Origin of the sequence: Paenibacillus sp. Cedars, from assembly GCF_003184205.1 — a bacterium.
Taxonomy (GTDB): Bacteria; Bacillota; Bacilli; order Paenibacillales; family Paenibacillaceae; genus Paenibacillus_AQ; species Paenibacillus_AQ glucanolyticus.
In genome coordinates, this window is sequence record NZ_CP020866.1 from 3,720,091 (window position 1) to 3,733,667 (window position 13,577).

Consider the following 13,577-nt stretch of genomic DNA (forward strand, 5'->3'; position numbering starts at 1 on the left):
GGAGACATAATGAAACGATGGTTTATACCGGCAATTTATGCTGCCGTCCTGGCATTAGGTTTTACATACAGAGCAGAAATCATGGACTGGCTTCGAGGAGAACCCTCGCTCTTCCTGATGGTGATGCTGGCCACGCTGCTGGCCCTGTTCCCCATTGCACCCTACAAAGTCGTAATCGCTGTACTCGGATACGCTTACGGCACGATCTGGGCTGCAGCTATTTCTTGGTTCGGCACAACGGTAGCCGCCATTCTCCTGTATGCGGCAGTTCGCGCACTGTACAAGGAGAACGGCAGGCGCTTGCTGGGGAAATATGCGGCTGCAGAAATGTTTACCACAGCGGTGGAACGCCGTCCGTTTCAAGCCATATTGCTCGCACGGCTGCTGCCCGTCATACCGCAGATGGCCGTCAATATCTATGCAGGGGTGGCCTCCATTCCCTTCTGGACATATACAGCTGCTTCCGCCATCGGTAAAATCCCTGCGATTCTCCTGTACGCTTGGATGGGCAGCGGACTTGCCGAGCATCCGGCAATATTCGCTGCCATTGCTGCAGGACTCATGCTGGTAACCGCTCTAGGCCTGGCGATATTCCGCCGCCTGAAGGCAAGGAAACATGAAGATTGAGCAATATTTTGGTTTCGCCAACCAAAAATGATTATAATAATAATAAGACTTACATTTATATTGTTATTACGACGGAGGGATAATATATGAGTAATCGTTCAAACCCAAGCGAATTGGCTACCTTTGCGGGAGGCTGCTTCTGGTGTATGGTCTCTCCCTTTGATGAGCTGCCCGGCATTTTGAATGTTGTATCCGGCTATACGGGCGGACATAAGGAAAATCCGACCTATGAAGAGGTGTGCTCTGATACAACAGGCCATTATGAGGCCGTGCAAATCACCTACAACCCGGAAGTGTTCCCATACGAGAAGCTGCTTGAACTCTTCTGGCAGCAAATCGATCCTACCGATGAGGGCGGACAATTTCATGACCGCGGCTTGTCGTATCGGACCGCTATTTTCTATCATACAGAAGAACAGCGAGAACTGGCAGAGCAGTCGAAGCAGGCTGTAGCGGCCAGCGGACGATTTGATGGACCGATTGTAACGCCGATTATTCCGGCCAGCACCTTCTATGCAGCCGAAGAATACCATCAGGATTATCACAAGAAAAATCCGGGCCACTACAAACGCTACCGCAAAGGATCCGGCCGCGAAGACTTCATTGACCAGCACTGGTCCGATCCCGTCGATACCGAGGATCTGAAACAGCGTCTTACGCCGATACAATACGAAGTAACTCAGAATAATGCGACCGAACCTCCGTTCCACAACGAATTCTGGGACCATCACGGAGAAGGAATCTATGTAGACATCGTGTCGGGCGAGCCGCTCTTCAGTTCTACGGACAAGTATGATGCCGGCTGCGGATGGCCAAGTTTCACCCGTCCGATTCGCGAATATAACATCAAGGAAAAAATGGATCTCACCCATATGATGGTCCGCACCGAGGTGAGAAGCAAAAAAGGCGACTCACACCTCGGTCATGTATTCGACGACGGCCCTGGACCCAATGGACTTCGTTACTGCATCAATTCAGCGGCACTGCGTTTTGTTCCGAAGCAAGACATGTTGCAGGAAGGCTACGGCGAATATTTGCAGCTGTTTGAATAAACAGGAACATCCAAAGTACATTGTCCAATCAACGGACAATGTACTTTTTTTATGGAGTTAGAGTGTTTATTCATTTTTATAGGACAGGGTAATAATACAGTACATACTGAATCCAATGAAATGGAGGGATCGCAATATGCCTTGGAGCAAAAATGATTATCCGCCATCGATGAAAAATCTGGAGCCCCGTGTGAGGAATAAAGCGGTGGAAATAGCCAATGCCTTACTGGAGGAAGACTACGATGAAGGTCGGGCCATCGCAATCGCCACCGCCAAAGCGCAGGAGTGGGACGAAAATCACCCCAAAGAGGGGAAGTAACATCCATCCCTGACCGCATACTAAAGAAGCTCACCCTGATGCGGGTGAGCTTCTCTTAATGGGACCGTATTATGAACGGCCGCTAACGGTATGCTGTGCTGCCTTCGGAGTAACCGGAGTGCTTGGGGCACGGACCGCCTTCCGAAAAGGTTTCTTTTCCGTTTTCTCGGTACCGTACGTAACTGTGATCGTGATCACTTGTCCGGCAATCGATACGGCTAATATGGTGTATAAAGTCTCAACCAATGGCATGTAGAATAGCGATAATAGCAGTACTACGGCATCCATCAGGAAAAACACCGTCCCTACCTTAAGCCCGCTCCACTCGCTGAAGAGCACGGAGATCACATCGTCTCCACCTGTTGCCCCACCGAATCGGAGCACAATACCGGCTCCAAAGCCTGTTAATAAACCAGACAGCAGCGCGGCTGCCAGTAAATTATGGCCCAAATCAATCACGAGCGTAGAATACCGCTCTATTAATGCGTAAAACACAGTGAACATACTCGCTGCAACAACCGTATTGAAAATAAACTTCCGGCCTTTGATAAACAAGGCAACGAGCAGTACCGGTATGTCCATCAGGATCATACTTAATGCCGGCGGAATATCGAGTGCATATTTGCCGAGCAGCGCAAGGCCAACAAAGCCGCCTTCGGTTAAATGATTGTGAAAATTAATGTGATAATACGTAAAAGCCATTAAAAACGTTCCGAACAACATCGCCGACATGGTGATAATTGTGTTTTGTCTTTTCCTCATACAGGATCCCTCTTGTCGTAGTAGATTGGTCAGACATAGGCCAATCTCTACACTGAGGAAACCTGGAGGAGCTCATCCTTCGAACCATAGTTCCCATCCTTTCGTGAGAGACCGTCCTTGTCTTCAGACGTCCGACTTCGCTCTACGAAGGAAGCTATGTGTATGAGAGATCATATCGTTTCCAAATCGTCCTTTGGGGATTCGTCCTTCGGGGACACATGGTATCCTGATCCTTTCTTTCTCGTTATAGTTAACTGCTAACATTATTATAACACAGATTGCAGGCTAGCTAAACAGCCATCGGTACTCATTGGAATTTACTGGATGAACACTTGTGTGATGCGGTACATCATCACCCCCAGGAAGATACGCTCTGCCTAAACATCGGCTTACCATGGATTACATGAACATCAACATAATTGCACACTCAAGTTGAATATCCATCCACTCTATTCATGATATGTACGCCTATATCGTGAACATACCAAAAATTATACATTGCGCGAAGCATAATCCTCGAATACGATGTGTATATTAGAACATATGTTCTTATACGTATTTCATTTATGAGGAAGTGTTACTTATGAAGCCTTCAACTCCTCCACTGCCCTCTGAAGAAGACGAAGCATTGATCAGAGACTATCTCCTGTACAACCTGCTCCAATCGCTTCTTAAGCGGGACATTCAAATCCTGAAGACCCTTAGTCTCAAAATGGCAGACCTCTACATTTTAAATTTGCAATACATGCAAAAAGGGAATTCTGATCATGCCTGGTCGGTTCAGCAGCAGATGAGGCAGCGCGGTATCCGGATTCAGAACCAGAGCCTTACCGCAGAAGATGGGGTGCAGGTGCTGTATCTATGCCGCGGATATGAACGCAGGCTGCTCAGCGACTGGGCCTCTCTCAAGGAAGCAATAAAGGAACAGCTTGTTTCGTATCTTGGCACGGATTTGGCGGCATACTAGCTCCAACTACGTACAAGACAGGAGCTTTCATGAAGAATATTTTCCATATTTATTCTACTGATTTAAATAGAATCGTTCGAAACTGGGCTGCAGCCGTCATCATCACCGGGTTGGCCATTCTCCCTTCACTATATGCCTGGTTTAATATTGAGGCCTCCTGGGATCCCTACGGCCAGACTTCGGGGCTGTCCATCGCTGTCGCCAACTTGGATAAAGGAACCACCCTGCGCGGCGAACCGATCAATCTGGGAAAAGAAATCGTGGAGTCTCTCCATCAAAATGAAAAGCTGGGCTGGCGGTTTACGGAGGATAGCGAGAACGCCATTCAGGGGGTAAGGCGCGGTAATGATTACGCGGCCATTGTCATTCCGGAGGACTTCTCTGCCCGTATCGGCACGGTGCTTAGCAACGAGCCTGTCAAAGCCCAGATCCTCTACTATACGAACGAGAAGATTAACGCGATTGCCCCCAAAGTCACGGCACAGGGCGCATCCGGCGTTGTCGAGGAAATCAGCAAAAACTTCATCAAAACTGCCAACGGGACCATCTTCGAGATTTTTAATACGCTCGGGATTGAAATCGAGAACCAACTCCCTGCGATTAATAAAGTGCGAAACCTTCTGTTCCGGCTTGAAAAAAGCTTTCCTGAGCTCAATGAAGCGGTAACCACAGCTCAGGAGGATATTAAGCTGGCAAACCAGCTCGTTCAGCAAGCCCATACCGCCCTCCCCCGCCTGGAAGGAATCGCTACCGAGGGCAAGGAAATGGCGGGCGCACTGGCGGACTTCGCCAATCAGGCTGCCGGTGCCTCGAAGTCTCTGGAGCCTGCCTTGCGTCAAGATTTGGAGGTATTGGATGCAGCTACTGGTGCCCTCTCTCAGGCGCTGGACGCTTTAGGGCAAGCCGACATGGATCCGAAGGAGCTTGCCGACCGCCTGAACGCTGCCCAGGCTCGCGCCGAGACAGCTGCTGAAGCTGCAGCTCGGCTGAGCCAATTGTTTAAGCGGCTGGGCTCCGTCTCCCCCGCAGCAGCTTCAGGTGCCGCCAGGCTTGAGGAAATTGCGATAAGATGGAAATCTGCGCATTCCGTGCTCCAGACCCTAACACAAGCGGTGGAACGGGGCGAGGAAGCACCCGCCGATTCCGTTGCTAAGCTGAAAAAACTTGCCGATGACATTACAGATCTGACCAACACACTGTTAAGCCGCTACGATAGCGAGATCGGTCCAGCCATAAGCAAAGCCTTCAGCAAGGGCTCCGATACCGCCAAGCGTGTCCAGATTGAGCTGACACAGGCGCTGACCAGCGTGCCCGACATCCAGCGCCTGTTAAAGGATGCCCAGAGGGGGCTCACAGTGGGGGGAGAAGAGGTGCAGCTTGCCCAGAGCCGCCTGCCGGAGGCCGAGCTTCGCATTACAACGCTGGCCAATCGACTCCGGGAGATGGAAGCTGAGGGCGATATTCAGGAAGTCATCGATCTGCTTCAGAACAATTTTGAGCTCGAAAGCCAGTTTTTTGCCGAGCCTGTCACACTGGAAGAGAATCGGCTGTACCCGATTCCGAACTACGGCTCCGCGATGTCTCCCTTCTTCACGACCTTATCGTTGTGGGTGGGTGCCTTGCTGCTTGTGTCCCTGCTCTCCGTTGATATTCATGATGAGGAGAGAAGCTTTCGCAGCATCGAGGTCTACTTCGGGCGCTACTTAACCTTTCTGACCCTCACTCTGTTCCAGGCGCTGTTTGTCACCCTCGGCGACCTCTACCTGCTCCGGACCTATGTGGTGAATCCCGGCTGGTTCATCCTGTTTGCGCTGCTGATCAGCTCCATCTTCATGCTGATTGTATACACTCTGGTGTCGGTATTCGGCAATGTCGGAAAAGCAATGGCCATCGTGCTGCTTGTGCTGCAGCTGGCGGGTGCGGGCGGCACCTTCCCGATTCAGATGACACCGCCATTCTTCCAGGCGCTGCACCCGTACCTGCCCTTTACCTATGCCATTAGTATGATGCGGGAAGCCGTTGGCGGCATCCTGTGGGACATCGTGATCCGGGATGCCTTGCTCATGCTCATCTTCGCTGCCATCGCACTGGTCATCGGAATCGTGCTCAAGAAGCCAATCAACCGCGCCAGCAGCGGACTGGTCCGCAAAGCAAAAGCCTCGAAACTGATTCATTAAATCGGCATGCAAATAACCCTAATGAAAAGGACATCCCCACCGGCTTCTTATCACCAGGGGATGTCCTATGTGCTGTCGTTCCATTATCACTTTTTGGTATCCGATATTTCGTTCAATTGCTGCAGTGTATCCTCTCCCACGTCCCCCAGCCGCCAGATCGCAATCTTCGCGATGCCGGATGCCCGCGCCGTTTCAATCCAGCCCGCGATGGTCGTCCCATCTGCATACCACACGGTATGACCGGCGCCGAGGTCGTCGGTATATTCAAAATACAAGGCCCCGCTCGCTGGGTCTCTCTGCGGCTCGTCTGGAATTGAGTTCGCCAGCTCGATCGCCCGCTGCTCCGTCAGCGAAGTGACTTTGCCACTCTCCGCCCAGTCAAACCCGCCAAGGGACAGAGCCAAACCATGCTCGCCGGGGATCTGCTGCAGCTTCTCTGCGAGCTCCCGGATCATGGCATGATCCGCCTTCGGTCCAGGTCCGCTGTGACCACCGTGCAAATTATAGGCCATCAGGACATAATCCGGCCCCTTCGGCAGGTCAAGCGATGCCACGCGGACGCCCGGCTCCAGTACAATTCGAAGAGACAGATCTTCTGTCCGGAGGCGCTCATACAATTCACTGTACAGAGCGGACAGATTATCCCAGTCTTCCTTACGGACCTTCTCGTAGTCCAGTTCCACACCGGTAAAGCCATGCCGGGTCACCTCAGCCACGATGTCCCCGATATGCCGGCTGCGGCTTTCCGGTGTAGCCACGATCCGGGATACAAGATCTGCATCTTTCTGCACCGTCGATCCATCCGTATTGAAACGGTCGTTCACGATGGTCAGAACCCTGCGAATCTGTCCGTCTTCCCGGGCAGCCTCCATGACCTTAGGGAGAGCCTCCAAATAATCCGGTGTAATGTGGAGTTCGTCTTGATGATTGAAGTAAACCGCAAACAGATGGATTTCTTCAAGCCCTCCGGCAAGCAGCTTCAAATCCGTTATCCCCGTCTTCCACTGCCAGTCCGTAATCCAGGCGGACAACCTGACCCCTGTCTGGGGCGGCTGTAGTACCCGTTCCTTCTCTTTGCCTTGTGGCCACCAGATGATGACAGCAGCGCACATGGTCACCAAAACTGTTGTTGCTGCCCATTTCACCGTTCGATACCTCATTCGTTGATCACACCCTACGCCACCCTAATTTTAAAAAGTCTCCACGGCCCAGTCGACAGCCCGGTTCACGGTTCTCTGCACGCTTGTTACCATACCGGTAAATCCAGTCGGCTTATTGGTAAACAGCAGCTTCTGATCCCTGTCCGAAGACTTCGACAGGATCCTGACGTCTTCAAAAATGGCATCGTAGATGTCATCCTTCTCATTCTGCTCATGAAATTGCGATTCGAACGCTACGCCACCGGCACCAATCGAAGCATGCACTGGCTGCTGGTCCAGAATCAGCTGCTGATCAACGCTCAAGGACAGTGAATTGCCATCCACCGAGATCTCCAGCACCCGGCTTCCGCCGATGTTCACAGGATAATCGTTCTCGTCATCACGGGCGCCGGACTGCGTTTGTTCCTTCGTATACACCGACGCCTTGTCGAACTGCAGATCCTCTTCCCCCCATCCTACCTTCGGCAAGGAGTACGTGAACAGTGTCTCAGGAGGCTGCCCCGCAATCTTCTGTTCCACCGCCACGTTATTATTCTCCAGCAGAAGGCGCAGATAAGAACCCTTCATCCGGTCGTAACGAACATAGACGGATTGGCGTCCCACCACATTACCGAGCGCTTTTGCCGAGACGGTAACGTCAGACGCTTCACTTCCCTTCAAATATACGCCACCTGCCTGGGAGGGCGGAGACGTAACCACCATGCGGTTATCCTGGAATTCGGCCGCTCCGCCAAGCAGCACCCACTTGTCGGCCTGCCGCTTGTCCCCCCGAACAAACTGCATGGGCTGCCCTTGATCCTTGCGCAGCTTCATGACAAGGTGATTGGTGGACCAGTAAGGCGCAGGCTGAACCCGAGTCAGATTATAAAGATCGCTGTCCTTCGTGTTAAAGGCGTTGCCCTCCCGGTTGAAATTCATGCCGAACAGCTGTTGAATCTGATCCGTATTCGCGTTCGCAACAAGCTGATTCATCCCACTGCCAAGCGCATTGGCGTGCATAATCATGTAAGTGCCGGGAACATAGCCGAGCGCCTCCGTGTAGACCTTATTCATCACCTCATAATCTGCACGGACCCGTTCTTCCATCTCTACACGATTTTCCAGCGGAATCATATTCTCATCGCGGATGAAATCCATTAGATAGTGGTTGTAATACTCCACGCTGGCTTTGCTGGTCAGCTCGCTCTCGTCTTTAACACCGATATAGCGGCCTTCCTTGTCAAAAATATTAATATACGTCAGTCGGTTGCCGTTGGTCCCCAGCTCCCAAAAACCCGTGCGGGTCATCTTCAACATATCCTTCGGCTGCAGAAACTTCCGTTCGCTGTTGCCCATTTTGTTCGCGTAAGACAAAAAGGTTGCCTTATAATTGTATTTCTCCAGCAGCGGCTGCGCGAACAGGGCAGAATCGTTCCGCCCGTCTTCAAAGGACAGGTACAGCGCTTTATCCGGCAGCTTCTTGCCTTCGGCGTAATAATCGATAATATCCTGCTGCGATATCGTGACGTAGCCCTGGTCATGCAAAGCCTTCAGCTGGGCATCCAGCTGGCTTTTGGACACCAGCTTGGACGTTCCGGTACGACCAACTCCAAAATAGGACAAAGCGATAAAACCCTGTTCCTGACGCCAGGCCGATTTATCCGGCTCCTTATAGGCTCTGAAATCGAAAATCGCGTTCGCCAGCATAATCGCAACTACGCCCAAAATCAGAATCTGTGCCGTAACCTTTATGATTTTCCCGCGATTCTTTCGCCGAACATTAAGGGCAGTATTTTGTTTCTTCCCCATTTGTCATCCTCACTTCAACCGCTTTGACACATCAGAACGGTAATCCGAATTTTTTGCCTTTGCGCTTGCGGGCTTCCTTCTTCAGTCTGGCTTCAATATCCTGCGGCGTTTCCCTGGTCCCCCAGGTCGATTTCCAGAAGGTAAACCAGGCCACCGGCATTTGCCATAACAGCACAAATTCATAGAACAGACAGAACACGAAGCCGAACACCCAGAGCCTGCTCTTGCGAAACAGTAAATGGGCAAGGCTCATAAGCAGCGCCATCAGCAGCAAGCCCATCAGGAAGGTTCCCGGAAAAATGCCGTGAACGATTGGCACATACATCAGATTGTAGGCAACCACGACAGGCGCCGCGATCGGCACAATCAGCCCGATATAGAAGAACAGCGCCATGAACGGCTCTTTCCGCCATATAAAACTGCCAGCCCGCAGAGACTCGCGCAGCCAGGAGCGCTTCCAGCGCATCTGCTGCTTCAGGAATACCTTCATCTGTGAAGGAACGATGGTTGAGCATATGGCCGAATCCTGATAGCCGGTACGGTGTGTTTTTAGAATAAAATTGGTCATGCTCCGGTCATCACCGAAGGTTGCGGGTCTGCCGAGGAACTTCTGGTTCAGCCATGCATCCGCATGCTGGACAATCAGCTCTTTTCGGTAACAGGACAACGGACCCGACAAACAGGTTACGCTGTCAAACCATGATTCTGCCGCTTTCATAATCCGAAACGCAATATAATATCTGACCGTCTGAAGCTTCGTCATATTATTGGTATATTTATTCTCGACGTCTGTCCGTCCGGCCACACCGCCCATTTTCGGGTCCTGGAAGGGTTGAACGAGATGGCGTATGGCCGTCGGGTCCAGAAAACTGTCGGAATCCACAAAAACAACCAGATCATGCTTCGCCATCTCCACACCTTTGACCAGTGCGGCCCGCTTGCCTGCATTCTCCGGCAGCACCGTATAGGTCAGACGTTCCCGGGTAGCGTAACGCTCCGCCTCGGAATGAATCAGTTCGATCATATCCTGGATCTGCTGCACCGATTGGTCCGTCGAACGGTCATCCACCACGATAACCTCCAGCTTCTCAACAGGATAGTCCTGATTGATACAGCTGAGAATCGTGCGTTTGATCCAGTCGGCCTCATTAAAGCAGGGAATGATAATCGACACGCCAGGTGTATACCCGGGATTGATCGGCACATCGCGGTATAAGGCTCCGAATAGGTAACGAGTCAACAGAAACAGTGCTGCAATAATGCTGTATAAATACAGCACCATATTGTATTTAAAATAGATGATACTCTCGGCGCGCATAAGCATAATGAAGAGCACCGACACGAACAGAAGCGCGCTGGCGGAGTAGACGGAATATCCCCACCGTTTGCGCTGAAAATAATCGGTTAGCGGCTTCTCGAATTCAATGGCAAGCATCAACTCGTCGCCGGATTCCGTTTTGTTTACAAACTGGCGAACAATGCTTGCATCAATCCGCACAGCCGATTCGAAGCCCTCGGGCATCGCACCCGGAGGAATTCGGAATCGGGCCTTCACCTTGTCGCCAACTTCAAGGCCCGATGCGTCCGGCACCCTAAGCAGCAGGCCTGTACCCGAAATATCGGCCGCCTGCCCCTTGGTTCCAGAGCTTTTCTTTTTCCCCTTAGGAACAAGCAGCACCTCGAAATCTGCCACATAACGCAAACTGAGCATCCGAAGTTTATTCAAATATTCGGTATTGGACAGATCGTCTCCAGGTTGCAGCGCTCGATTCCCCCTCCGGTCCGCATTCATGCGAATTTGCTCCGGATCAGGCACATACGAAAGAGTCCTTCTGTCCGTACGCGGTAACGTAAGTACTTCCTTGGTACTCTTTTGTTGCTTACTTTTTTTTATCCCCATTGCGTTCTCCCATCGTTATCTCACAAACTCCAATAATGAAAACCGTTGGCTTCACATTCGGCCTTTGGATAAACTCCCTTCACATCAATCAAGAGTTTCTCCTTCTCCGTGCTGAACATCCCGTTAAAATCGGAAATCGCAAGCTGCTTGAATTCATGGTGAGCGACCGCTACGATTGCAATTTGGATTCCTTTTAACTCACGCATATCCGACAGCTCGATACCATATTCTTCATATGCCTGCTTCGAATCCACGTATGGATCCGTCACCATCGGCTGTATCCCGTAATCCTGCAGTTCGCGGATAATATCGATGATCTTGGAATTGCGGATATCCTGGCAATCCTCCTTAAAGGCAAGACCCATCACCGCAACCTTCGCTTGCACCAGATCAAGACCTTGGCGAACTGCAAGTTTAATGACATTCTGGGCGATGTATTTTCCCATCCCGTCATTGATATGCCTTCCGGCCAGAATGATCTTGGAATGATATCCGGTATCCTCGGCCTTGTATGTAAGATAATACGGATCGATTCCGATGCAATGTCCACCGACGAGACCTGGCCGGAACGGCAGGAAATTCCACTTCGTTTCCGCTGCCCGGAGGACGGCATTCGTATCGATATCCATCTGGTTGAACAGCATCGACAGCTCGTTCATAAACGCGATATTGATATCGCGCTGAGCGTTCTCAATGACTTTGGCTGCTTCGGCCACTTTGATGCTTTCTGCCCGGTGGACGCCGGCTTCGATAATCAGCTCATATAGCCTGGCGACCGTCTCCAGCGCCTCCGGATCGCTGCCGGACACGATTTTCACAATCGTTTCAAGCCGGTGCACCCGATCTCCCGGGTTAATTCGTTCCGGGGAATATCCCACCTTGAAATCCACGCCAAAGCGCAGACCTGACTCCGCTTCGAGGATTGGAATGCAAATTTCCTCCGTAACGCCCGGATAAACTGTCGATTCATAGACAACTACAGCCCCACGCGATAAGGCACGACCCACCATCCTGCTGGCACTGCGCACGTATTTCAAATCCGGCACATTCCCGCTTTTTACGGGGGTCGGAACGGCTACAATAAAACAACCAGCCTCCCTCAGCTTGTCCGGATCTGAAGTGAATACCGCCCTGCAGTCCCTAAGAGATGCATCTCCGATCTCACCGGTGGCGTCCATTCCGCTGCTGTACTGCTTCACCTTGTCTTCACTCAGATCAAAACCGATAACGTCCAGTTTCTTCGAAAATGCAACCGCCAGCGGAAGACCTACATATCCAAGACCCACCACCGCCAATTTGTCCAAGCGGTCTACCATGTTCTCATACAACCCCATATTATTCCATCTCCGTTGCGGCCTTGTTTTGCTGCATCATGTCCGCCATTTTAACAAACGTGTATCCCTTGCCTTGCAGGCCTTCCAGCACGCTTGGCAGAGCTTCTATCGTGTGAATATCATCCAGCATGTGCAGCAAGATGACGCTGCCTCGTTCCGTTTTGGTCATAACTCCGTTCACGATATCTTTCGCACTGTTTGAAATGTCCCAATCCAGCGTTGTCACATCATACATGGCAATCACCGGATAACCGACAGCGGCCAGCGCTTTCGCCCGCTCATCATCTACCACGCCGGTTGGCGGACGGAACAGCATAACGGGCTGTTGTTGAATGGCTTCCGTAATGACCTGATGAGCCTTGACCACATCTTCCTGCAGCTCTTGTGGTGTTAACGAAGTAACAACAGGGTGACTATAGGAATGGTTGGCCACATCATGGCCGCCTTCTACCATCGCCCGTGCCAGGTTCGGGTTGCTCTCCACTCCTTTTGCCCGCAGGAAGAAGGTGGCCTTTACATCATGCTCTGCCAAAATATCGAGAATGCGGGTCACCGTTTTGTCACTTCCGAAATCGTCAAACGTCAAGGCTACCTCTTTTTTGTTCGTATCCACTTTGTAGACGAGTTCATACTTCGCCTGTTGATAATCCGGATTGATTCGGGCTGCGTCATATCCCGGAATCTGTTCAAGCGGTTTGCGCTCTCCGCCATTCTCAACAAGCTCGTTCAACGTAACAAGCTGATACCCGATATCATCTGCAGCCTGGGCTATATATTGAATAGATGAGATCACTTCCGGATTGACGTCGGTATTCATCGAGATAATACCGCCTCTTGAAATGAATTTGGCCACATACTCTCCGATCTCTTCCGCACTCTGCATATTACGGTCCTTGGGGTTGATGTTGTAACTCACAACCGCCTTCATGCCGAGATGCGCAGCCGCCAGGGGTACATCGGCAGGGTAATCGCCGGAGCGTGTCCGAACATAGCGCGGCTCTGCTCCGGTTTCCCGCTTGATAACGTCATTCGCCAATTTGATTTCCTTATAGATCTGATCATAATCAAGCTTGTTCATATCCAGTTGGTTCAGTGTATTGTTCTCGATTTCGTGACCTCTGGCCAAGATGGCGCTGGCAATATCCGGCTCCTCCGCCACTCTCATGCCCGGCAGGAAGAAAGTTGCCTTGATCCCCCACGCATCCAGTTCATCGATCAGAGCGGTCATGGTCGCTCTATCGCCCATGCCATTGAAAGTAAGTGCCAATTCTTTTTTGGCTGTGTAAACATACGGGATCTCCCTGCTCTTCTCCCCGGTATACCGATCTACCTTCGGCGCGGGCGCCATCGGACCGGTTCCTTCATTAGAGGCTGGTTTACCGCCAAATAGACCACAGCCTCCCAATAATATCAGGATCATGAATAGTGCAGTCATTCTCGAAAGTATGTATGGAACTCGGAATTTAATAGAAACTCTTTTCATCTGGTTAC

Annotated in this window: 11 protein-coding genes; 5 read left to right on the top strand and 6 right to left on the bottom strand. The window is 51.3% G+C overall.

The genetic code is table 11. The annotated features are described in order from the left end of the window. Nucleotides 1-9 precede the first annotated feature (9 nt). From B9D94_RS18785 to B9D94_RS18795, 3 genes are all read left to right on the top strand, one after another. On the top strand, nt 10-627 hold the full coding sequence (locus B9D94_RS18785) for a TVP38/TMEM64 family protein (protein ID WP_006209322.1): 618 nt from the start codon (nt 10-12) through the stop codon (nt 625-627). 86 nt (nt 628-713) lie between these two features. Next, a complete protein-coding gene (gene msrA / locus B9D94_RS18790) occupies nt 714-1,679 on the top strand; it encodes a peptide-methionine (S)-S-oxide reductase MsrA (RefSeq protein ID WP_040680496.1) in 966 nt (321 codons plus the stop codon). 136 nt (nt 1,680-1,815) lie between these two features. Beyond that, the gene (locus tag B9D94_RS18795) at nt 1,816-1,998 is read left to right on the top strand and encodes a DUF2188 domain-containing protein (RefSeq protein WP_006209320.1); all 183 of its coding nucleotides are present in this window, start codon (nt 1,816-1,818) and stop codon (nt 1,996-1,998) included. 69 nt (nt 1,999-2,067) lie between these two features. On the opposite strand, the gene B9D94_RS18800 is transcribed toward B9D94_RS18795, so the two are convergent. Next, nucleotides 2,068-2,760 (bottom strand): YitT family protein, encoded by a 693-nt coding sequence (locus tag B9D94_RS18800; RefSeq protein ID WP_006209319.1) that lies wholly within the window; start codon nt 2,758-2,760, stop codon nt 2,068-2,070. Between the two features lie 583 nt (nt 2,761-3,343). On the opposite strand from B9D94_RS18800, the gene B9D94_RS18805 reads away from it, so the two are divergent. Continuing rightward, complete coding sequence (locus B9D94_RS18805) at nt 3,344-3,727, top strand: YhjD family protein (RefSeq protein WP_148247691.1); 384 nt, start codon at nt 3,344-3,346, stop codon at nt 3,725-3,727. Nucleotides 3,728-3,756: 29 nt separating this feature from the next. Next, nucleotides 3,757-5,904 carry a YhgE/Pip domain-containing protein gene (locus B9D94_RS18810; RefSeq protein ID WP_148247692.1) on the top strand — a complete coding sequence of 716 codons (2,148 nt, stop codon included), beginning with the start codon at nt 3,757-3,759 and terminating at the stop codon, nt 5,902-5,904. A gap of 86 nt (nt 5,905-5,990) precedes the next feature. Here B9D94_RS18810 and B9D94_RS18815 read toward each other — a convergent pair whose 3' ends face one another. The 5 genes from B9D94_RS18815 to B9D94_RS18835 are packed head-to-tail and all read right to left on the bottom strand — an operon-like array spanning nt 5,991 to nt 13,569. Next, nucleotides 5,991-7,064: a glycosyl hydrolase family 18 protein gene (locus B9D94_RS18815; RefSeq protein WP_253806001.1), complete on the bottom strand. Its 1,074-nt coding sequence runs from the start codon at nt 7,062-7,064 to the stop codon at nt 5,991-5,993. Nucleotides 7,065-7,094: 30 nt separating this feature from the next. Beyond that, nucleotides 7,095-8,852, bottom strand: coding sequence for a polysaccharide deacetylase family protein (locus B9D94_RS18820; RefSeq protein WP_148247693.1), 1,758 nt, complete (start codon nt 8,850-8,852; stop codon nt 7,095-7,097). A 31-nt stretch (nt 8,853-8,883) separates the two neighbouring features. Further along, nucleotides 8,884-10,752 carry a glycosyltransferase family 2 protein gene (locus B9D94_RS18825; protein ID WP_148247694.1) on the bottom strand — a complete coding sequence of 623 codons (1,869 nt, stop codon included), beginning with the start codon at nt 10,750-10,752 and terminating at the stop codon, nt 8,884-8,886. Between the two features lie 20 nt (nt 10,753-10,772). Further along, a complete protein-coding gene (locus B9D94_RS18830) occupies nt 10,773-12,086 on the bottom strand; it encodes a nucleotide sugar dehydrogenase (protein WP_076152691.1) in 1,314 nt (437 codons plus the stop codon). A 1-nt stretch (nt 12,087) separates the two neighbouring features. After that, the gene (locus B9D94_RS18835; RefSeq protein ID WP_148247695.1) at nt 12,088-13,569 is read right to left on the bottom strand and encodes a polysaccharide deacetylase family protein; all 1,482 of its coding nucleotides are present in this window, start codon (nt 13,567-13,569) and stop codon (nt 12,088-12,090) included. Between the last annotated feature and the right edge of the window lie 8 nt (nt 13,570-13,577).